Here is a 23,192-nt window from a genome sequence, read left to right on the forward strand (position 1 = left end):
TGATGTCTTTTCTGCTTTTTCTTTTGGCAAAAAATAACATTAGGATAATAAGTAAGTCTACGGCTGTCCCAGAATACAGGATTATTGAAGTAACAACATTTTGAATCATAAAATACCTCATTCAAATATATTTTTGAATGTATTCTAACATTAAACTTTGTAGATGTCAACTTCAGATCCATCAAAGTATAGATAAGAAGGTAGAGATTGGACTGAAATATAGTGAAATGTATTAAAATTGAAAAAAGAAAAAACGCTTGAAATCAGAGTTTTTCTTATGTATTGATTCGTATTGAATGCTTACTTCACTTCTGTAAAAATTAACTTCTACACCTACAAAGCTTATTCTGACAGACTTTATAACAGTCTAAGAAAAAAGAAAAGATTCATACAGTATCTAGATTTTCCAAAGATTCTTTATCATCAAATATTGTTAACGAAGCTATCCAAACCAAATCCGATGCATTGCTTCAAAGAATTCTTTAGTTGTTTGACTATCAAGGGCTTTTATTAAAAAATTTTTTCAAATAATTACCACATTGACACATAAAATTCTTGCTTTCTAAATTTAAGTGTGATATATTTATAACATAACATTTAAATGTTATATATTTATAATACAAAAAAGGAGTCTATCATGAAAAAAAGTCAAAAAATGCTTGGCCTCATTGCAATGATTGCCGTAGCTCTCTTTATTGATTTTATTGTTTTATTTGGTTCTAATCTTAGTTGGGGACCCAAGTTAGTTATTGCTGGTATTTCAGTGTCAGGTCAAATTATAGCTATATGGAGCTGGCTACATAAGAGTCAGAAAGGTAAGAGAAAGATTATTTTTGACTTGTCTGCTAAGCTTTACACGATACTTGTGTCTGCAGCAAGCATTTTTTATACAGTAGGGATTTGGGTTTCGACCCCAAGCGAAAGTTCTGGTATTAAAGAATGGATTTTGGGAATTGGCCTCGTTATTGAAGTGATTGTATTTGGTTTTTTCTGTTTGAAAAATGTCAAGGAAACTCCGGACGAACGCTTTTATGCTAATTTAGCCAAGACAGCTAGCTTGATGTTTGTTTTTATACTAGGCGCACTGATGATTCTAGCAGTTATCATTGGGTATATAGGGTCTCTCACTCTTCACATGGGCCAGATCTTTATTAGCATAGCAGCCTTGATTTTCATCTTTGCGGTTGTCTATTTTATCTTGGAACGGAGAGGATAAGCATGGCCAAAGAAAGCAAGATTATTACTAATCTCAAATCTATTCGTGAGTCCACAGGCATGACCCAGCAGGAGTTAGCCGACCTCATCGGCATGCGACGCGAGACAATTCTGCACTTGGAAAATAACCGTTACAATCCTTCGCTGGAAATGGCTCTTAAAATTGCTCAAGTTTTTGATTTGAAAGTAGAAGACCTCTTTGAACTCAGACAGAAAGAGGAAGCATAATTCTTTTCGAGACCTAGTATTAAGTTCATTGATTAATTAGGAATTGAAGCCGAAAGAAAAAATCCTTTGAAAATGTGCTCTTTTAAAATATAGTAATTCTTATGGCATTGATATCCCAAAACATTTAGATACGCTTGTTGAAAAAGGATATGCTAATATCGAAACCGCCTTTGACTCGCTTTACCATCTAAATGCTACTATGAAAAAGAGTATCCTTAAAAAGAAGGGTGTTACTGGACTCTCCAAGATGAAGGCCACCGAATTGAATCAAGCACTTCATGATCATTTTTCAGAAGAAGAATTAGCTAACCGCTTTTCGATTCGTGGCTATAAACTAACTCCAAAAGGTGAACAAGCTCTCAAAGACCATCAAGTAATCATTGACCGCCATCCTAAAAAGAATCTTTAATCAACCAAAGCTGGTTGATTTTTTTGACTGTAGAAATTTCGTACCATTATTTTTCCAGTGGCTTATATGTACACCAACCACTTACATTTGAAATCCCCTTTCTTTTACGGTACAATAGTAAAAATGATTTTTGAAAGGACTAATATGAAAAAATTAGCTACACTACTACTCATTTCAACTTTTGCTCTTGGTGGATGCACAAGCATCCAACGTGCACTTCGTGGTGATGATTACGTGGATTCTAAAATTGCTGCTGAAGAGAGTTCGAAAGTTGCTGCCCAAGCAGAAAAAGATTTGAAAGACGCCTTAACAAATGAAAATGCTAACTTCCCTCAACTTTCTAAGGAAGTAGCTGAAGATGAGGCTGAAGCTATCCTTCACACAAGTCAAGGTGATATTCGTATCAAACTCTTTCCAAAGTTAGCTCCTCTAGCAGTTGAAAATTTCCTAACTCACGCTAAAGAAGGTTACTACAATGGCGTTACCTTCCATCGTGTAATAGATGGCTTTATGATTCAAGGTGGAGATCCAAAAGGAAATGGTACGGGAGGCCAATCTATCTGGCATGGTAAGGATAATACCAAGGATACTGGAACAGGTTTTAAAAATGAAATTTCTCCATATCTCTATAATATCCGTGGTTCTCTATCTATGGCCAATACTGGTCAACCAAATTCAAATGGTAGCCAATTCTTCATTAACCAAAGTACAACAGACTATTCATCTAAACTTCCTACAAGTAGCTATCCTAAGAAAATTATCGAAGCCTACAAAGAAGGTGGAAATCCTACTCTAGATGGGAAACACCCCGTCTTTGGTCAAGTAATTGATGGGATGGACGTAGTAGATAAAATTGCCAAGGCTGAAAAAGATGAAAAGGATAAACCAACTACTGCTATCACTATCGACAGTATCGAAATTGTTAAAGACTACGATTTCAGTAAACAATAACACCATTAACTATAACTATAAGGAGATGTTAAAATGATTCTATTTTGGGGGTCAAAAGGTTATCAAAAAGTGTTGGGAAATACACAAACTGCTATCGAGTGTGGCCATTGTAACAATGTTGGTACTTGGGAAATTACGGAATACGGACGTAAGTTTACTCTTTACTGGATTCCACTCTTTCCTTACGGAAAAACTTATTTCGTTTCTTGCCCGATTTGTCACTATGGAAAAGAAATTCAAAAGTCTGAGATTGAAACCTATTTGAATTACTAGTCAAAAAGCCAAGTCACACAGACTTGGCTTTTTCCTATTCTAGTTTTGCGAGCTTCTCTTTTTATGTTAGCTCATTGAAATCCCAGATTTGATCCATCCAACCTTCATAGAAGTCTGGTTCGTGGCAAACCATAAGGATAGAGCCTTTATATTCTTTCAAAGCACGTTTGAGTTCGTCCTTGGCATCCACATCCAAGTGGTTGGTAGGCTCGTCAAGAACAAGGACATTGTTCTCACGGTTCATCAAAAGACAGAAACGAACCTTGGCTTGTTCTCCACCTGATAGAACTTGAATCTGGCTTTCGATATGCTTCGTTGTCAAACTACAGCGGGCAAGGGCTGCTCGAACTTCTGCTTGGTTGAGAGCTGGAAAGGCATTCCAAACTGCTTCTAAAGGTGTCTGGCGATTGCCACCTTCCACTTCTTGCTCAAAGTAGCCGAGTTCTAGATAATCACCACGTTCAACTTCACCAGCAATTGGAGGAATGATGCCCAAGAGACTCTTCAAGAGGGTTGTTTTCCCGATACCATTGGCACCAATAATGGCAACCTTCTGATTGCGTTCAAAGGTAAGATTTAATGGTTTTGTAAGTGGGCGATCGTAACCAATCTGCAAATCCTTGGCTTGGAAGATAAAGCGACCTGGTGTACGAGCTGGTTTAAAATCAAAGGACGGTTTTGGTTTCTCACTTTGAAGCTCGATAATGTCCATCTTATCCAATTTCTTCTGACGAGACATGGCCATGTTACGAGTTGCGACACGCGCCTTATTACGGGCTACGAAATCCTTGAGATCAGCAATTTCTTTCTGTTGACGCTCATAGGCTGCTTCCAGCTGCGATTTCTTCATGGCATAGACTTCTTGGAACTGGTAGTAATCGCCAGAGTAGCGTGTCAACTGTTGGTTTTCTACATGATATACGATATTGATCACATCATTGAGGAATGGAATATCGTGCGAAATAAGAACAAAGGCATTCTCATAGTTCTGAAGATAACGCTTGAGCCAGTCAATATGTTCGGCATCGAGATAGTTGGTCGGCTCGTCCAGAAGCAAGATATCTGGCTTTTCAAGGAGGAGTTTTGCCAAAAGTACCTTGGTTCTTTGTCCACCTGACAAGGCTGTTACATCCGTATCCATCCCAAAGTCCATGACACCAAGGGCACGCGCTACTTCATCAATCTTGGCATCCAAGGTATAGAAATCACGACTTTCCAAACGATCTTGAAGTTCTCCAACTTCTTCCATCAATGCATCAATATCAGCTCCCTCTTCTGCCATTTCCATGTAGAGATCATTGATACGAGCTTCGGCTTTGAATAATTCGTCAAAGGCTGTACGCAAAACATCACGCACGGTTTGACCTTCTTTGAGCACAGCATGCTGGTCCAGGTAACCTGCTGTCACGTATTTAGACCATTCCACTTTACCTTCATCAGGTAACATTTTTCCAGTCACGATGCTCATGAAGGTTGATTTCCCTTCACCATTAGCACCGACCAGACCGATATGTTCACCTTTGAGGAGACGGAAAGACACGTCTTCAAAAATCGCACGGTCTCCAAAACCGTGACTCAAATTTTTAACTTCTAAGATACTCATTCTAATTCCTTATCTTGTTTCTATGTAGTAGTTTATAAAGGACCCAGGCTAGGTAGCCACCTAAAGTATTGGTCCATAAATCATCAATCTCAAAGACCCGATTGAAATCAAAGAAAAAGTCTAAAACTAGCTGTGTGCACTCGATGCTTAAGCTCAATAAAAAGCTTAACAAAATCACTCTCTTCGTTTTTCTTAGACTAGGGATGAGATAGAGAAGCTGGAAAATTAAAGGGAAGAGCAAGAGGATATTTAAAGCATTTTGTAAAAAAATCCAAAATAGCTGTAAAAAGCTGGTTACTTCTCCCAGATTCCAAAGGGAGTTAAAAGGCGTCAAAAGAAAAACCAGGCGTCCAAAAGTTTGAATACCTGGAGTTTCCACTCCTGTAGGAAGTTGAGGCTGGGGAGTAAAACAAAAACAGACGATACAAAGACTGTATAACACGATTCCCAGGCTTAGTAATTTTTTTCGATTCATCTTATGGATTTACTTCAGCTACTGCTTTTTGGCGGTCACGCTTCATGGTATTTGAACGCAATTGTCCACATGCTGCATCGATATCAGTACCATGTTCCTGACGAACAACACAGTTGATGCCTTTCTTCTTGAGCGTATCATAGAAGGCCATCACGCGCTCTTTAGGACTACGGCTGTATTGGTCATGTTCACTAACTGGGTTGTAAGGAATCAAGTTGACATATGACAATTTCTTGATATTTTTGAGCAATTCTGCCAACTCAAGCGCTTGTTCGACTCCATCATTGACTTCATTCAACATGATGTACTCAAAAGTCACTCGGCGGTTAGTTGTCTCGATGTAATACTCAATCGCTGCAAAGAGTTTTTCAATTGGGAAGGCACGGTTAATCTTCATGATGCTTGAACGAAGTTCATTGTTTGGCGCATGAAGTGAGACAGCAAGGTTAACCTGTACACCTTCATTAGCAAACTCACGGATTTTGTGGGCCAAACCTGAAGTTGATACAGTGATATGGCGAGCACCGATAGCCATCCCCTTATCGTCATTGATGGTACGGATAAAGTTCAAAACGTTATTATAGTTATCAAATGGCTCTCCGATACCCATTACAACGATATGGCTTACACGTTCATCTTGTCCACGTTCGTCAAAATATTTTTGAACCAACATAATCTGGGCAACGATTTCCCCGTTATTGAGGTCACGTTGCTTCTTGATCAAACCTGATGCACAGAAGGTACAACCGATATTGCATCCTACTTGAGTTGTTACACAGACTGACAAACCATAGTGTTGACGCATCAGCACTGTCTCAATCAGCATCCCATCTGGCAACTCAAAAAGATACTTCACAGTACCATCTGCTGACTCTTGAACAATACGTTGTTTCAAGGGATTGACTACAAACTGTTCGTTGAGCTTGGCAATCAAATCTTTTGACAAGTTGGTCATTTCTTCAAATGTCTGAACACGTTTACGGTAAAGCCACTCCCAGATTTGATCCGCACGGAATTTCTTTTCGCCCTGTTCCAAGACCCATTCTTGCATTCCTTGACGAGTTAAACTATAAATCGACGGTTTCATCTTTTCTCCTTATTCTCTAATCTTTCTGACGGATGACGAAATGACGTTGTCCCTTTTCTTCATTCTGGGGTTTCTGTTCTTTACGACGTCGTCTATTTCTCTTGTCCGTATGATTTCTTTTCTTATTTTGAGAAGACTTCTTCCCTTTACGGTTGTCTTTCTCTTCTTCTTTCTTGCGCATTTTTTGGTCAAATGGTGCTCGTTTAGGAGTCTCATTTTCTAAGACAAAGTAGGCACATCCATAGCTACAATACTCGAGTAGGTAATCTTGTAAACGACTGATTTTCTCGAGAGATTCTTCAGCTCGCTCATTCTTGTAGAATCCTCGCAAGCGCAACTGTTCATTACTCCAGTCTCCTACAATATAATCATACTTGTTTAAAACTTCCGAAAAGCGTTGAGTAAAAGCTGTTGCATCAAAAGCGTCCTTACTATTTTCAACCAAATTAAAGGAAAAACCTTCAGCCTCAACTTTATCTCCAGATAGATGAAATTCAGGACCAGGGAATTTATTGTAATTGTATAATTCAGGTGCAATTTCTTTACGCATAATATTCCTTTTTAACGTTTACTTAATACTCTATTTTACCATATTTTTGCCATATTTACATCTTTTGATTTAAAATGAAAAAAGTCTGACGATTTAAGCATTGATTAGCTAAATCTTGTTCCAAGTTTATAGAAAAAGAAAAAACTGGGCATTCCCCAGTTTTTTATGATTACATGTAAAGTAATTTGAAAAGTGCTACAGCGGCAATAGCAGCAGCAATCGGTGCAACTACTGGTACCCAAGCATACCACCATTTTGAATCACCCTTGTGCTCACCAAGGATTGATTTAGGAAGTACTGCGTGAAGAAGACGTGGTCCAAAGTCACGAGCTGGGTTCAAACCTGGTCCTGAAGGTCCACCAAGTGATGTAACCAAGGCCATTACTAGGAAACCAAGTGCCAAGTGTGCGATACCAAGACCTGGTGACAAGAATGGAGCTACTTGAGTTTTTGCTTGTTCAAGAGCTGCAGTAACTTGTTCTTGAGGAATTGTTTGACCTTGAGCAGTCGCTTGAGCTACTTGATCATTAATTGTCGCCTGAGCTTTCGCTACTAATTCAGCACCAAAGAAGTTTTTAGTCAAACCAAGTGCTGCAAAGAACAGAACAAATGATCCAATAAACTCATTGATAAATCCATTCACAGTTGCTGCATAACGTGATTCTTTTGTACCGTGGTCCAAACTTGAAATCGTTGAGAAAGATCCCAAGATGTTATTTGGATTTTCCGTCTTCAAGTAGTATGGACGGTGAGTCGCAACAACCAAGGCTTGTCCGAAGATTGCTCCCAAAACTTGTGCGATGATGTAAAATGGTACTTGTGCCCAAGGGAAGAGACCGCTAACTGCAAGTCCAAGAGTGAAAGCTGGGTTGATGTGGTTACCAGAAACGTTACCAAACATCAAAGCAGGGATCATAACCCCCATACCGTAACCAACAGCGATAACGAGCCAGCCACTTTGGTGACCTTTCGTACCTTTAAGTTCAACGTTGGCAACTGCACCATTTCCCAAGATAATCAAGATGGCTGTTCCCAAAAATTCAGTGGCATATTTGACTGCCCATGTGAAATCCATTGATAGATTCTCCTTAATATTTTTTAGACAATCCCTATTCTATCAATTTTTAAACCTTTTAGCAACAGATTTTCTAAAAGAATCCAAGGGGAAAACGCTTTTATTTCAAGTCTACAAAAAAGACCTAACAAACGTCCTTTGTTAAGTCCAAATTTTAATTATTCTTGACGCTGACCAAAGTCCTTAATCATCTGTTCCATTTCTTCACGACTTGGTGTCGTAAGCATATAGAGATAGTCTCCTTGCAATTCAGCAAAGGCTGCTGGCATGACCTTCTTGACCTTAAACTGCTGACCGTATTTAGCAAGTAAGTCTTCTTCTGAATAAACATAGTTGGCATTGGCGCGACGAGATGTTGCCAAGCAATACTGGGTTTCAAATGGAGACTCTGGGAATGCTTCACCTGCTACGATAGCAGCATAGCCCTTGTACAAATCCAAGGAATGCGCATAGTTATAGACATCAATAGTGAAGCCACCTGCTGGACGGTTATTGTACTCAATGGCAATATAATCATCACCCTCACGGAAGAACTCGATATGGAAGAAACGTTCTTTCATACCAAATTCCTTGACGATAGCCTCACCATACTTGCGAAGTTTCGGATCCATATCTTTAAGAACATAATAAGAATTGTCCATCTTGTAAATCATGAGATCAAGGGGTGTATGTGCATAGTCAAAGGTAGTTGAAAAGACAATATTCCCATCTCTATCCACCAAACCATCAAAGGTACAGATTTCACTAGAGGTAACAAATTTTTCAAAGAAATAAATGGTTGAGTGGTCCCATTCAGCCTTAAAGTGATTGACATCATCTGCTGTTTCAAGTTTGAAGGTTGCTGCTGCACCTACTCCATTATCAGGTTTTGCAATCATCGGAAGTCCAATTTCTTTCACAGCTTTGTCAACATCTGCTTCTGTTTTAATGACAGCACCTGGCACCACTGGAACACCAGCTTTTTTGAAGAGTTTTTTCATCTCAGACTTGAACTTGGTCTTCTTGAGGTCTTCTGGTTTGGCACCAAAGACATGAAACTGTTCACGAAGAGCAGCATCCAACTCTAGCCAGTATTCATTGTGTGATTCAATGCGGTCAATTGGACCATGTTTATAGAAAAGAAAGGCAACTGCACGTTTAACCTCATCGATATTTTCGAGATTATCAACTCGGAAGTACTCCGTCAAGCTATTGCGCAATGGTTCGTCTAGCTGTTCGTAGGGTTCTTGCCCAATCCCTAGAACTGTGATTCCTTTATTGGCTAACTCAATACTAAATTGCTGAAAATTTTGTGGGTAATAGGGTGAAATTACAAGATAATTCATAAGCAACTCCTTTTATAGACTCATATGACCGAGGAAATAAGGTATTTGTTTGCGCCACCATTCCCAGTCATGGGCAACATCGTGCCCCCATTCTGCAAACCAGGCAGGAATTTGTTTTTGGTCAAAGGCTTCTTTTAACTTGTAGTAAGAAGGAAGGCCATCCTGTTCCCAAGAACCTAGTCCAGTACAAATCACAATCTCAGCCTGACGGTAACGGTCAATAAACCAACCATCATTTTGATTCCAGATATAGTCTACTGGTGAATTTTGATAGATAGCATCATCGTTGTAGTAATCTCCAACAAAGAAACGAGCATCGTAGACACCACTGAGGGCAATTACCTTTGTAAAGACATCTGGATGCTGGAGGAAAAAGTTAAGTGCATGGTAAGCTCCCATAGAGCATCCTGTTGTCATCATACCGTCAAACCAGCCTGTCTTGTGCTTGATAAAAGGAATAGCTTCTTCAATCACATATCGTTCATAGGCACGGTGCATCTCAGCTTGATCATGACTATTTTTCCAAGTCGCAAGCCAACTCTCACTATCTACACTTGAAAGGGTAAAGAACTGAACACGGCCTTCCTCGATAAAGGACGCACAAGCATTAATCATCCCAAAATCATAGTATTCATTGTGGCTACCACCTGAGGAAGCAAAGACAACCACTGGGATACCTGCGTGTCCGTAACGATTAACATACATTTCACGGTTAAGATGACCACTCCAGTGGCTAAGATGTTCAATATGCATATCCTGTCTCCTTTATACTAATTACCAATTTTCTGCAAAAAAGCGTAGGCAAGCTGGAAGATTTTCTGCCCATGGAATTTCATGGTGGATAGCCCCGGCTTGAACCTTGAGAGAGAGATTTTCCAACTCAACTCCTCCTGCTATCAAATCATGATAATAGCGAAGAGAAGAGTCAATATAGGCCTGCTTAATATTACCAGCCATAAGGGTCTTATCCGTGTCATCTGCTTCTTCCGTTCCAACATAGATGAAGACACGCTGGTCAGGTAATAGTTTTTTACGCTCCATATAGCGATCAAAGGCCTCTTGGTGAAGCCAGTTGGCTGATGAGAACACTCCCAAACACCCAATCTGATCCTGATACTCCAAGCCAATAAACTGGGTAATATTGCCACCTAGAGAAGACCCAACCATAGCAGTGTGTTTGCGGTCAGACTTTGTACGATAGTTTTCATCGATAAAGGGTTTAACCACTTCCATGACAAACTCAGCGTACTCGACTCCCTTACCACCAAACTGTTGGCCGGGAATATTAGACTCTTGGAATTTCCATGCCGCATACTCGTTCATTCGACCAAGCCCATCATTGTCAATAGCCACAACAATCATACGGCTAATATCTGGATTCCGTTTAATGGTAGGAATGATCTTCCATGAATGACCGACATAGGATTCTTTACTGTAAAAGACATTTTGACCATCATGGAAATAGACAACCGGATAAGTTCGATCCGTGTCTTTCTCGTAGTTTTTCGGGAGAAGAACACGTACACGGCGCTCCTTGCCTGTGTAGGGAACCTTGAGTTTATGCTCTCGCATTTTCAGGTAAAAGTAGGATTGATTCATTGTCAGAAAACTCTCTATATTCAAAATTTTACCTAATTATATCATAAAAATATAAAAAAAGTCAGTTTCCGTCCAAATTTAGGACAATAAACTAACTTTTTTTACTTATTTTATTTTTTCCTCTGGTTTTTCTGATTAAAGGAGGTCATCAATTAACTCATCAACCGCATCTTTCTCAGCTTGAGGGGTAATTTCAGTAATCATAATTCCTGCTACTGCTCGCTCAACCAATCCTTCAACATCCATACGTGTTTCATACTGTTCAGCATTCTTAATTTTAGGATTTGTTTTGGGACGATCAGGCGCAAAAATCGTACAGCAGTCTTCAAAAGGTTGGATAGAAATTTCAAAGGTATCAATTTCTTGTGCAATGTCAATGATTTCTAATTTATCCATGGTCACAACTGGTCGGATAATCGGTGTATTGGTTACGGCATTGATAGCCTGCATACTTTCTAGGGTTTGGCTTGCCACCTGACCAAGACTTTCACCATTGATGATGACCAAACCATTTCTCACTTCACGGATACGGTCTGTAATGCGCATCATAAAGCGACGAGTCAGAGTCATGAGGTAAGCTTCTGGAGCCTTAGCCTTAATCTCTTCTTGAATCTCCGTGAATGGCACTTCGATAAACTGGATATTCCCACCGAACTTAGTCAATTTACGGGTTAGATCCTGAGCTTTCTTGAGGGCACCTGGACTAGTATATGGTGGACTAGCAAAGTGAACAGCCTCGATATCTACTCCACGTTTCAAAGCAAGATAACCTGCTACAGGAGAGTCAATCCCCCCTGACAACATGAGCATACCTTTCCCAGAAGTGCCAACTGGCAAACCACCAGCCCCACGAATGGTCTCATAGGAAAGATAAGCCGCCTCTTCACGAATCTCCACTTGTAGATTGATATCGGGATTTTTCATCTGGGCTTGTACATTTGGAATGGCATCAAAAACAGCACCACCAAGAACTTGGTTGAGTTCACGACTATCCAGTTCAAAGTTGTGATCACTACGTTTGCTAGAAATCTTAAAGGTCATGCCTTCCTTATAGATGTCCTGCATAATCTCTTGAACAGCAGATTTAAGAACTTCTACAGATTTTTCAACCTTATATACTGGAGAAAAGTTTTGAATCCCGAAAACCTGTTTGAGAGACTCAGCTACTGCTGCATAGTCGGCTCCATTAAGATAAGCATGGGCACGGTCGCGATCAGCAGTTACCTTGACTTGAGGATAAATAAACAAAACGTCTGAGATATTATTACGTAGTTTATTGATGAAACGCATCCGGTTTTTACCCTTGGTTGAAAGCTCTCCGTAGCGAATCATAATTTCTGAATACTGCATGAATACTCCTATCTTACTTTTCTAGTTTGATTGTAAATTAATTTTAGTTTGGTCAAAAATTGCTCCACTTGACTCATGTCATTTTCTAGGTCTAGGCTGACGCGTACTGCTGACTGAGCCTTATCTTTTTCAACACCCATGGCAATCAAGGTACCAGCAGGTTTTCCTGCCTTTGACGAGCAAGCAGAGGTTGTGGAAATGAAAATATCATAGTCTTCAAATGCATGAACGATGACTTCACCACGGACACCCCTAATCCCAAAAGTCAGAATATGAGGCGCAAATTCTTCCTCACCTGAGAAAACAAAAATATCTGGATATTCGAGTAGAGCTTGACGGATGACTGCCTTCATCTGACTCGTTTTGTTAGAAAACAATTCCAATCTTTCCATAGCTAGACGCAGTGCCTTGGCTGTTGTTGCAATTCCTGCTACATTCTCAGTTGTTGAACGATAGTCACGCTCTTGGCCACCGCCAGTTAATAGGGGGGTGATTTTCTTGCCAGACTTGATATAGACAAATCCAACACCACGAACTCCGTGGAATTTATGACTAGAGAAAGTCGCAAAATCCACTCGGTCAGTCAGGTAGGATTCTGTTGGAATCTTAGCTAAAGCTTGAACCGCATCAACATGGAAGGAGATAGTCGGCTTATCTGCTAAAAGTTCCGAGATAGCTTCAATAGGTTGGATTGAACCAATTTCATTGTTAACAGCCATGATAGAAACTAATGTCGTATCAGCTCGAAGCAAATTTGCTAAGGCATCTACATCTACAAAACCTTTTTCATCTACTGGCGCAAAATCCACTTCAAAACCTTGACTTTTCAACCAAAGAGCAGACTCCTTAACCGCTGGATGCTCAATTTCTGACACGATGATGTGTTTACCAAACTGAGCTTTTTCAAAAGCGACACCTTTGATAACCCAGTTATCTCCTTCGGTACCACCAGAGGTAAAGAATACTTCTTCGCTTTTCTTACCAATTAAGGCTGCAATCTGCTGACGAGAAGCTTCTAAAATTCTGGTAGACTGATCACCCAAACGATGAAGGCTAGATGGATTACCAATAATTTTTGCAGACACCTGCATGTAAGTTTCGAGTACTTCAGGATAAGGCTTGGTCGTAGCCGAATTATCAAAGTAAATCATGGTTTCTCACACTTTCTAAAATCACTCCTTCTATTGTAACACGAAACAGTTCAGGCGACAAGAAAGGCAGTTCAGGTTCATTTAAGTTTTTTTTAAAGATTTTGGGTATAATGAATCATGGTAAAGGAGAGAAATTATGTCTAACTATCGCAGAAAATCAAAACCTAAAACTGAACATATCAAAAAAGGCTTTACCGTCTTTCAAAAAACAATTGCAACGTTAGCCAGTATCCTTGGTTTGATTACAGCTAGTATCACTATCATGAATGCTTTAGATAAAAACAAGGAACATAAAGATACGACTACACAAACAACCATTATCAAGGAAGTTCAAAAGGAAGCTCCTGCTGAATCCAATACACCTGCACAAAGTCAGTCTAATCATCAAGAAACATCTCAAACAGAAGAAGTTCAAACACCTAGCAAGAAGGAAGATACAAAATCAGATGACAAGCCTCAGAAAAATGAGTCATCTGATTCTTCATCAAATACTCCAACCACTGAGGCAGGAGTTAGCGCTAATAACGGAGCATCCTAAACATTCCTCAACACCAACGGTTTCTTCGTTGGTTTTTTATTTTGCTAGTTTTTCATTTCATTTTTATCACAAAAAACCAGGAACTAATGTCCCTGGTTTTCTTTTTTAAAACAAGTTATTCTGCATAGAATGAAGATTCGTATCTAGTCTTCTTTCCCTTTTTTGATAAAGGTTGCAGATAGAACCAATCCAAGACTAGCTAGGAAGGCTAAGCCTACTGAATCTTGCTCACCAGTTGCTGGAAGTTGACCTTTAGCTTCAGTCGCTGGTGCATTTGGTCCTTCTGGTTCTTGTTTTTGGTTTGTTGAACTTGAAGGTTGCTTGTGATCCGCAATTGGTGTAACTGAGTTTGCAACAGGCTCTTTATATTCTGGAACCTCATTCTTAGCTGCTTCAACCCAATTAATGCCACCCTTGAATTCTGGAAGCTCATTCTTGTCCGCTTCAACCCAATTAACTCCGCCCTTGAACTCTGGAAGCTCATTCTTGTCCGCTTCAACCCAATTGACGCCGCCCTTGAACTCTGGAATGTCATGAACAGCTGCTTCTGCAGCATTAACTCCACCTGTAAATTCAGGAATTTTAACTACTGGTGGTTGCTGATCTCCCTTACTTGAAAGGACTTCAGGTTCCGGAGTTGGCTCTGGATCTGGAGTTGGCTCTGGATCTGGAGTTGGTTTTGGATCTGGAGTTGGCTCTGGATCTGGAGTTGGTTTCGGATCTGGAGTTGGCTCTGGATTTGGGGTTGGTTTTGGATCTGGAGTTGGCTCTGGATCTGGAGTTGGTTCTGGATCCGGAGTTGGTTCTGGATCCGGAGTTGGTTTCGGATCTGGAGTTGGCTCTGGATCTGGAGTTGGCTCTGGATCTGGGGTTGGTTCAGGTTCTTCTGAAAGTTCTTGGTAGTAAGTAGTCATTTCATAGAACTCTGGTTTGCCGCCTTCCCAAACAAGTTTGACATCAAGTAACGGAGCCTTATCTCTCACTGCAAATGTTTGGAAGCTTGAAGTAATTGCTCCCAAATCTGTCCAAGCACCGTCTCTGTCTGTTTTCAGAGTGCGAGCAAGTAGACGCGCTGCTACTCCTTGAGGCAGACTAGAAACAAGTCGGATGTGGTTGGCGTTTGTTGGTTCTGATAAGTGGTAAACCAGCTCACCTTGGTCTTTCTCAGCCTTATAGCTTGTCAATACTTTGCCATCTACAAGATTTGTGTAAAGGTTGCCTCGACTTTCTCCACCATTTCCTTGAACAGTTGGGTCGTTGATTGGTTTCACAAATTCGCCGTCATTGATAACCAACTCAGTAAATCCAACAAAACGAGCATCGTAATTAGCAGTGAAGAGAACACGGAGATAGTTAGCTTTAACTGGGCTTGCAAGTTCACCCTCGATGTAGCGATTTCCAGGCATCTTAGAATCATGTGTCCATCCATCTGTCAATGAATCATCGCGCATTTCATTAGCGACATCATCACCTACTGTCACAACATCTGTCCATGTCTTACCATCTTGACTAACCTGAATCTTACCATCACGAAGATAGTTCTTCGTACCATCTTGGATGTAAGCTCTAATCTTCTTGATTTCACGTTCACTACCAAGTTTCAAGGTTATGTGACCATCTTTACGTGCATAGTCAGAGAACTCTACAAAGTTATTGTAAACACCATCAAACAGCTGATCCAAATTCTTGATCTTGCGAACATCATTTGCACCATAATAGGCATCAATTCCCATAGAAGTAGAATCAAGTTTAGTTGGCTCCACTTCTTTTGTCTTAACGAGTAGAGATGTCGCTGTTACTGCTTGTTCTTGGTCGGTCTTATTAACCAAACGAGCATAACGTACCAAGGACTTATCAGTCACTTGGCTAGCTGGATACCATTCTTGTGCATTTGGAGAGAATTCCAAGTCAAGGGCTGGATTTCCAATACCAATAGCCTGAATGCTTTCAGCCTGGTGTAGACGGTCTAGCTTCATACCCAAGTAGCTATGAGCTGGAAGCTTAGTTCCACTTGGAATTTGCATGTCATAACGACCGAGACTGTCATATACTGGTGTTGATTTCAAACTTTCAACATTAGTATCTGTCATCTCGCTATTGCCAGCACGTGTTTCAACTGAGAAGTCAGCGATACGCCACCATAGATTGATATTCTTGGTGTTACGAACACGGATGTAGCGAGCTGAAATTGGAGTTTCAATTTCTTTGGTTTGTTCACCAGCTAAACGATCCAATTCTTGCCATGAAGTTCCATCTGTAGAATATTCAAGAACACCTTCTGCCAATTTATCTCCAGAACCTTGAACAAGGCGAACCTTAGTTACAGGTTTGACTCCACCCAAGTCTAGTTGAACCCAACCACCGACTGGAGTTGTATCTGTTCGATCAGCATTTGCCAGCATGGCTTCAGTATTGTCACGACCATCTGTAATCTGAGCAACTGTCGTATTGTACTTGTACATAAGATTTGGACTGATGGTCACTGTAGCTGCCTGTTTAGGACGACTTACTTCTACAGGACGATTCACAGCGATTTCTCGTACAGCAAACCAAGTATTTTCACGATCAGAAGTTGCAATCATTCGAACAGCTTTAGCATTGATATTGAGGTTTTCAAATTTAAGAAGAGGCTCATTACCAGTGTAGCTTGGTTCTGAAAGGGTTACCCACTCATCATTTTCATTGAGGTACTCAACCTTAGCATTGTTAAAGGTATCGCGTGGATTTGCTTGAGTTCCCATTGCAAATGTCAAGTTTTGAATTGGAACAGCTTTATTAAATTTCAAACCAATATAGTCACCAGTTTGGATGCTGTTTGGTGATTTGATAAGGGCATGTGTTCCTAAATCTCCGTCAGTGACTTCAGCAAGTCCACCTTCTACACCTGTACGGTTTGTGATAAAGGTGCTGATTACTTGGTCTGGGTGTAGGGCTTTTTGAACTTCAGTTGCCAAGATTTCACGAAGACCAAGCAAGAATGGACGGATATGTTGTACACCCAACTCAGCTCTTTCATCATGGTCTACATAATGGAAAGTATAAGTTTGTGATTGTTCATAAAGTTTCAATCCCTTGTAATAGCTATCCCAAAGTCTAGCAGAATCATTGTTTTCAATAGCTTCTGATCCATCTAGGAAAGCACTCAAAGCATCCATTTGGTCAATAGCATTATCCAACCAATAGTGGATTTGAGCACGCATCTTTTCGTCACCAGATGCTTTATAAAGTTGTGCTGCAGCTTTTATTTTAGCAAATTCTGCACGCAAGTCAGCACGCTCTGCGCTGACATCTTGACCAGCTTTCAACTTAGACATGAAGGCCGCCAATTTTGGTGCGAGTTCAACAGATTCTTCCAATTTCACAACACGACCATCCATGTTTTGGTTGATCATATGTTTACCAAGTTCACGGAAGGCAACAGATGTTTCACTGTCAGTAAATTTACCTGTTTCAACAAAGTTGAAGGCGATGTCATTTACTTTCTTAGCTTCTTCTTCAGACTTCCATTGTTTCCATGCATACTGAGCTGCAGAGAAGAGAGCAATCTTAGAAGGCTCAGATTGTTGCATTGGGTTCAACATGATACCTGAAAGGAGGCTTGGGTCCACATTTGGATGAAGGAATTTCTCACCGCCACCCAAAATCAAGTGTTGTTTAGAGTTATCTGTAACAGGCCAGTTAATCCATAGAGAAACTGGGCGGTAGGTCTTACCTCCTGCAGTCAGATTATTCTTAAGGTTTGAAAGGAAGCTTTCAGATACTTCACCCCAAATCTTACCACCAGTAAGGGTCATAGAAGTTGAAGTTGGAAGATTTTCATTTAGAGATTTCAACTCATCTTCACGACCATTACCCCAATACTGACCTGGGACAAAAATCATTTCCTTACGAAGGCCAACATAAGTTGCTTGTTTTTCAGTCAACCAATCTGTCATGTCCTTCATCAAGCGGTTGTAGCTATTGTAGCCACCAACTGGACTTGGAGCATCATCTGCCAAAATACCGAACTCACGAACACCGACATCCATCAACTGAGTGAATTTAGCCTTAATAGTTTCAAGGTCTTTTTGGTAATCAGCATCGTTGCCAAAACGAATACGGTTGTTCATGAATGGGTGGATGGTCCAAACATAACGAGTCTTGTTTTGGTTTCCGACACGCGCCAATTCACGGATTTCAGCTAATTTTTCTTCTGGATAAAGTTCACGCCATTTCTTGTTGTGGTATGGATCGTCTTTTGGAGCAAAGAAGTATTGAGTCAACTTCAAGTCACCACCATAGCGCATCAATTCAGCACGATCAGCATTGCTCCATGGATTTCCATAGTAACCTTCGATAAAACCACGATTCTTAATTTCAGCGTAGTCTTCAACAGTTACATTACGTAAAACTGGAGCTTCACTTTCATTAAGCATGTGTTTAAGAGTCGTCAATCCATAGAAGACAGCATCTGTATCTTTACCGACGATAGAGATTGTATTGTTCTTGATTGACAAAGCATAAGCATCAATTTTATCAAAGAGTCCTTGAGAAATACCAGATATTTCTTTTTCAGCCTGTGAATGTTGACCATGAACACCAAGATAGATATTTGTAGCACCTGCTACTGCTGCTTGACTACTTGTATAAGAGATTTGATGATCTTGTAGTACACTCTTCAAGCGATTGCGAGTATAAATATCTAGCTGATTACCCATGACAAGATTCACTTGTTTTTGAAGTTTAGTGACACCTTCGCCATAAGTGACTTTTTGTGGTGTTGGGAATACCTTGTATTCTTTCTTGAGATAGTCTTGGCTTTGTGCTGCAGCAGCAATCGCATCATCACTGGCTGGTTTTGTAGCTACAAAGCTATCAGCAAGTTCTGTTGTACCATCACCCACCTCTTCAACTCTTGGTTGTTCTGGAGTCACCGGTTTCTCAGGCGTTACCGGTTTTTCTGGAACAACTGGTTCTTCTGTTTCACTATCAGAAAGTGGCTTGAGTAGTTGAATTTCTGCGGCACTACCAAATCCTGCGACACCTGACAGAACTTTAAATTCTACCTTATTAGTTTCAACTGCTGCAAAATTAACCGTTTTTTCTTTAGTATTATTTTCCCAAGTTCCTGAAGCAACCTTAACCATTTGACCGTCTTTTTGTGCATAGATTTCATAAGAGGTCACGACTCCGTTACCACCACCTGGACGTGGAAGATAAGTCAAACCATTGACTTTTTCAGGAGCGTTCAAATTCATGGCAACGGTATATGGAGCACGGTCTCCAGTCCATTTAGAATGCCAGAAGGTATTCGGATCATTATCGAAAGCTTTTTCAACTGGTCCTTCAGTCTCTGTTCCTGGTGTTTCCTGACTAGTTGCAGAAACTGTGAAATGATCTGTTGGGATTAAACGTGGGTTTACAAATGCTTCATTCGACAACTCTGCACTATGCAAGATTCCTTGGAAGCCACCGATTGTTTCAAGTGGAAGTACCAAGCTATTGTGAGCCAAGCGCGGATGAGCTGGATTTGCAATACGCTCAACCTTTTCACCGTCTACATAAACTTCTGTTTTTTGTGGTTTCGTAACAACAGAGATTTGATAACGTTTATTCTTCTCTAGCTTCTTGTTGAATTGAATATGGAATTGTTCAAATTTATAAGCAAGATAGCCATCCTTGTCTGCAAGATAAAGTTGGTTGTCCCCACTTGTAGAGAAGACTTGCTCTCCATCACCTGTAACAGTTACATCCAATTTCAAAACATGACTCGGACCAACATCACCTACTAAACCTTCGATACTAGAATCTTTTTCAAAATTCAAACCTGCTTCTGTTTTCTTCACATTCTTAGCAAGATATTCCTTGATCGTTTCTGGTTTAATGGTGAATAGGTCGCTATCTTCTATTGTCTTTTCTGGGTTTGAACGTGGTGCATAAACACTTGTTGGTTGGATACGGTCTGCATAGGTCTTAGCTGCACGATCTGAACCCCAAGTGCGTTCTGCAGTTGATTGCATACTCTTGAAGAAGCGTTTAAAGATATCAAAAGATGTCAGTCCAGTTTCATGTAAGTCAATGTTGTCATTCCAGACTGCATGACCACCACCAAGGATATTTGGATTAGATGCTTCTAAGCGTGGTCCTCCACCAGTTGAGAAGTCATTTGGTGTCCAGCGGTTGTATTGAGTTTCATAGTTTGCATAATCCCCATAACCACCTTGACTATTGCTTCCACTTGGAACACTGTAGGTTGGAATATCTGTGATATTGATAATCTTGGCACCCTGAGCAATTGCTGCCTGTGGACGTTGCCAGTGGATACTCCAGATATCCACTTCTACATCTTTCCAATCCACTGGCGTAGTTCCTTGTTTGGCAGAGAGTGAACCCCAAATACGTGGTGTTAAGCCTTTGCCTTTGATGTACTGGATCATATCATTGACATAACGACGATAACTTTCAGGACTTCCATAGTACTCATCTGTACCGATATGAACTGTTGAAACGCCACGAAGTGGTGCGTCTTCACCATCGAGTAATTTATCATAGACTGATTTAACAAAAGCCAGCGTTTCTTCGTACTTGTTATCCAAGTCCAACATAGCTACACGTTCTACATTGTGTTTTCTCGCACTAAGTTGACCCTTGTACATCAAGTCTGGACGGACCTTAACAAATGAAAGGGCGTGGCCTGGTGTATCAATTTCAGGAACAAGGTTGATATGCAAAGCTTTAGCTAACTTGATAATTTCTTGCATTTCTTCCTTGGTATAATGCTCGTCAGATGTTAATTTTTCACCATTTTCACCGACAACATCGGTCTCTACACGGAAACCTGTCTTAGCATTTTTCAGAACATAATCCAGTTCCTCTTGAGGAGTAAGATTTTTCCCTGCTAAATGATCTTTTAAGAAGATATAGTTGTCATTCAAGTGCAATTGAAGATCGTTCATCTTGTAGTAGGCCATATTGAGCATAATATCTACAAGCGTATCATAAGGAATAAACTTACGACCTGTGTCTAGCATAAATCCACGATGGCTAAAGCTTGGGAAGTCACGGATTTCTCCGTTTTGCAAGTCATTTTCTCCCAACTGAAGAAGGGTACGTGTAGCATAAAATGCTCCTGCATTGGTCGCAGCTTCTACAGTGATAACTCCATCTTTAATGGTGATACCATAGCCTTCTTTGCCATAACCCTTGTCTTCAACCTTTTTAAACTCAATACGGTTTTGCGCTTCTTGACCACCGGTTGCGACTTCCAAACCACGATTTTCAAGGTCAGTTTGGTAGAACTTAGCTTCCTTATCAAATCCAGAATTCCCAACGGAAATGATAGTTTCTGAAGTAATAGAAGTTTTACCTTCAGTGCCGTACCATTGTTGAACTGCTGGGGCAACTGCAGGTTTGGTCCCAACGCCTTCATCAGCGTGCAAGCCTTTAATGACAACTTCAAATTCTTTTGTGAAGGTATGGTTATCATTGGTTTGTTGGACCATCACTTTGACATGTTGTTCTGTCAGTGGTGTGTAGATTTTATTATTTAGGTCGATAACACCTTGCTTATTGCTTCCAATCAAGCTAACTTGACCAGGTAATTTAGGCAATACAAGTGATTTTCCGTCTTCAGCAACCGCTATTTCTGTAACTTGACGAATATCTGTTGGTTTGCTGGTGTCTGGAATATTTGAGTAGGCACGAATTTCTTGAATACCCACATTTTTCCATTGCATAGTACCGGCTTGATAATCTGTAATTTCAAGTTTAAGATACTTAGCTTGAACGGCTTCTTTTAAGTCAACTTTTTCATCTAGAACCGGAGTTCCTGTTCGTTGATGAGCCAACTTCCATTCTCCAGGACCTGATCCATTGACTTCGTCTTGACCTGCATAATAGAGATTCCAAGATTTGATGTTTGGATCATTTTGCTCGCCACGAACACGACGATCCCAATCAATTTCCACATGCTTGATTAAGGTTGTCTTTTCAAGCTTAAATTCGATTGTTGGTTTCACAACATCACGGTCAGTTGCCCAACGAGTATCTGGATTTCCATCAATTGCCTTCTCAGCTGTAAATAGTGTGTTGGCTTCATGGTTTGATGCTGTCGCAGTAGCCTTTTCCAAATGATTGACATCTGGAGTTTCAACCAAATCTTTAGTAACTGGCTTTTCTGCTGGTTTAGCTACTGGTGCTGCTTCTTCTTTTGGAGTTTCAGCTAGTTTTGGTGTTGCTTCTTCCTTAGGAACTGGAGTTTCAGCTGGTTTTGGAGCTACTTCTCCAGTATTTTCAGGCTGAGCTTCCGCATCAGTCGGATTCGTTTCAGTAGGATCAGTTGGTTTTGCTGATTCAGCTTTTTCAATAGCTGCTGCTATATCCGCTGGTAACTTATCCAAAGGCTGAACCTGTGTCACCGTGCCTTCTGTCTCTGCAGGCCCTTCTGTTTCTGCTGCTTGAACCATACCAGCACCAAAAATGCTTGCACCAATCATGACAGAAGCAGCGCCTATTGCAAACTTACGTATACTATAATGACACCGTCTCTCAAAAAAATGTTTTCCCATTTTCTTTATTTCCTTTCCAACGCTTAAATTGGGTAAGCGTTATCATTTCCCTTTTAAAAAGGGAGGACCAAGAGGTCCTCTCTAGGTGTTTGGTTTTCTCCATTACAATAAGTTAGGAGTTTGAGTTTTCATAGTATAAAACTCTATTATATTTTAATCTTCTTTTCTTTTTTGAAGAAATAGAGCAGACATTGCTAATGTAAGACCAGCTAGGAAGAGGTGTTCAGTTGTGCCTTCACCAGTTTCAGGAAGTTTGGACTGATCTGCTTCTTTTTGTGCTGCTTGCATAGCAGGTGTTGGTGTAAGAGCTGGTTTCTGATCAAGTTTTTCTGCAACTGGACTTGTCTGATTGTCTCCTGCGCCTAATGTTTCTTTATACTCAGGAACATCATTCTTAGCTGCTTCAACCCAATTAACGCCACCCTTGAATTCTGGGAGCTCATTCTTAGCAGCTTCAACCCAATTAGCTCCACCCTTGAACTCTGGAACATCATTCTTAGCTGCTTCAACCCAATTAACGCCACCCTTGAACTCTGGAATGTCATAAACAGCTGCTTCTGCAGCATTAACTCCACCTGTAAATTCAGGAATTTCAACTACTGGTGGTTGCTGTTCTCCCTTACTTGAAAGAACTTCAGGTTCTGGAGTTGGTTTTGGATCCGGAGTTGGTTCTGGATCTGGAGTTGGTTTCGGATCTGGAGTTGGCTTCGGATCTGGAGTCGGCTCTGGATCTGGAGTTGGTTCTGGATCTGGAGTTGGTTCTGGATCTGGAGTTGGTTTCGGATCTGGAGTTGGCTCTGGATCTGGAGTTGGTTTT

General features: G+C 40.5%; 19 protein-coding genes. 6 read left to right on the forward strand and 13 right to left on the reverse strand.

Translation table 11 applies throughout. The annotated features are described in order from the left end of the window. A partial coding sequence (locus tag M1F91_RS08815; RefSeq protein WP_348982812.1) for a cadmium resistance transporter occupies positions 1-109 on the reverse strand: 109 nt, incomplete at its 3' end. 528 nt (positions 110-637) lie between these two features. Here M1F91_RS08815 and M1F91_RS08820 point away from each other — a divergent pair. The 5 genes from M1F91_RS08820 to M1F91_RS08840 all read left to right on the forward strand — a co-directional run bounded on the left by M1F91_RS08820 (position 638) and on the right by M1F91_RS08840 (position 3,076). After that, positions 638-1,216 carry a DUF3796 domain-containing protein gene (locus tag M1F91_RS08820; protein ID WP_247913415.1) on the forward strand — a complete coding sequence of 193 codons (579 nt, stop codon included), beginning with the start codon at positions 638-640 and terminating at the stop codon, positions 1,214-1,216. A 2-nt stretch (positions 1,217-1,218) separates the two neighbouring features. After that, positions 1,219-1,443, forward strand: coding sequence for a helix-turn-helix transcriptional regulator (locus M1F91_RS08825; RefSeq protein WP_049509150.1), 225 nt, complete (start codon positions 1,219-1,221; stop codon positions 1,441-1,443). 199 nt (positions 1,444-1,642) lie between these two features. Then, on the forward strand, positions 1,643-1,852 hold the full coding sequence (locus M1F91_RS08830; RefSeq protein WP_025173253.1) for a hypothetical protein: 210 nt from the start codon (positions 1,643-1,645) through the stop codon (positions 1,850-1,852). A gap of 144 nt (positions 1,853-1,996) precedes the next feature. Further along, positions 1,997-2,803, forward strand: a complete 807-nt coding sequence (locus M1F91_RS08835; protein ID WP_247913416.1) for a peptidylprolyl isomerase — start codon at positions 1,997-1,999, stop codon at positions 2,801-2,803. 33 nt (positions 2,804-2,836) lie between these two features. After that, the gene (locus M1F91_RS08840; RefSeq protein ID WP_247913417.1) at positions 2,837-3,076 is read left to right on the forward strand and encodes a zinc-ribbon domain-containing protein; all 240 of its coding nucleotides are present in this window, start codon (positions 2,837-2,839) and stop codon (positions 3,074-3,076) included. 61 nt (positions 3,077-3,137) lie between these two features. Here the strand turns inward: M1F91_RS08840 and M1F91_RS08845 are convergent, their stop codons facing one another. From M1F91_RS08845 to M1F91_RS08890, 10 genes are all read right to left on the reverse strand, one after another. Further along, on the reverse strand, positions 3,138-4,679 hold the full coding sequence (locus M1F91_RS08845) for an ABC-F family ATP-binding cassette domain-containing protein (protein WP_247913418.1): 1,542 nt from the start codon (positions 4,677-4,679) through the stop codon (positions 3,138-3,140). 1 nt (position 4,680) lies between these two features. Further along, positions 4,681-5,154 (reverse strand): VanZ family protein, encoded by a 474-nt coding sequence (locus tag M1F91_RS08850; protein WP_247913419.1) that lies wholly within the window; start codon positions 5,152-5,154, stop codon positions 4,681-4,683. Position 5,155: 1 nt separating this feature from the next. Beyond that, a complete protein-coding gene (rlmN, locus tag M1F91_RS08855; RefSeq protein ID WP_006153426.1) occupies positions 5,156-6,241 on the reverse strand; it encodes a 23S rRNA (adenine(2503)-C(2))-methyltransferase RlmN in 1,086 nt (361 codons plus the stop codon). A gap of 16 nt (positions 6,242-6,257) precedes the next feature. After that, entirely contained in the window at positions 6,258-6,791 is a 534-nt protein-coding gene (locus M1F91_RS08860; RefSeq protein WP_247913420.1) for a YutD family protein, read from the reverse strand. Positions 6,792-6,960: 169 nt separating this feature from the next. Further along, a complete protein-coding gene (gene gla, locus M1F91_RS08865; protein ID WP_247913421.1) occupies positions 6,961-7,866 on the reverse strand; it encodes an aquaglyceroporin Gla in 906 nt (301 codons plus the stop codon). Positions 7,867-8,024: 158 nt separating this feature from the next. Further along, positions 8,025-9,191 (reverse strand): ATP-grasp domain-containing protein, encoded by a 1,167-nt coding sequence (locus tag M1F91_RS08870; RefSeq protein WP_247913422.1) that lies wholly within the window; start codon positions 9,189-9,191, stop codon positions 8,025-8,027. Between the two features lie 12 nt (positions 9,192-9,203). Next, positions 9,204-9,944 carry an esterase family protein gene (locus M1F91_RS08875; RefSeq protein WP_247913423.1) on the reverse strand — a complete coding sequence of 247 codons (741 nt, stop codon included), beginning with the start codon at positions 9,942-9,944 and terminating at the stop codon, positions 9,204-9,206. 21 nt (positions 9,945-9,965) lie between these two features. Next, entirely contained in the window at positions 9,966-10,790 is an 825-nt protein-coding gene (locus M1F91_RS08880) for an alpha/beta hydrolase (RefSeq protein ID WP_178894803.1), read from the reverse strand. Between the two features lie 135 nt (positions 10,791-10,925). Beyond that, complete coding sequence (gene thiI / locus M1F91_RS08885) at positions 10,926-12,140, reverse strand: tRNA uracil 4-sulfurtransferase ThiI (protein WP_247913424.1); 1,215 nt, start codon at positions 12,138-12,140, stop codon at positions 10,926-10,928. 8 nt (positions 12,141-12,148) lie between these two features. Continuing rightward, complete coding sequence (locus M1F91_RS08890) at positions 12,149-13,291, reverse strand: cysteine desulfurase family protein (protein WP_247913425.1); 1,143 nt, start codon at positions 13,289-13,291, stop codon at positions 12,149-12,151. A 136-nt stretch (positions 13,292-13,427) separates the two neighbouring features. On the opposite strand from M1F91_RS08890, the gene M1F91_RS08895 reads away from it, so the two are divergent. After that, the gene (locus M1F91_RS08895) at positions 13,428-13,829 is read left to right on the forward strand and encodes a DUF6556 family protein (RefSeq protein ID WP_247913426.1); all 402 of its coding nucleotides are present in this window, start codon (positions 13,428-13,430) and stop codon (positions 13,827-13,829) included. A gap of 143 nt (positions 13,830-13,972) precedes the next feature. Here the strand turns inward: M1F91_RS08895 and M1F91_RS08900 are convergent, their stop codons facing one another. Continuing rightward, positions 13,973-22,375: an SIALI-17 repeat-containing surface protein gene (locus M1F91_RS08900; RefSeq protein WP_247913427.1), complete on the reverse strand. Its 8,403-nt coding sequence runs from the start codon at positions 22,373-22,375 to the stop codon at positions 13,973-13,975. 153 nt (positions 22,376-22,528) lie between these two features. Next, positions 22,529-23,192 (reverse strand): SIALI-17 repeat-containing surface protein (locus M1F91_RS08905; protein ID WP_247913428.1); only part of this gene is annotated, 664 nt, incomplete at its 5' end.

Source organism: Streptococcus sp. oral taxon 431, from assembly GCF_023110115.1.
GTDB lineage: Bacteria > Bacillota > Bacilli > Lactobacillales > Streptococcaceae > Streptococcus.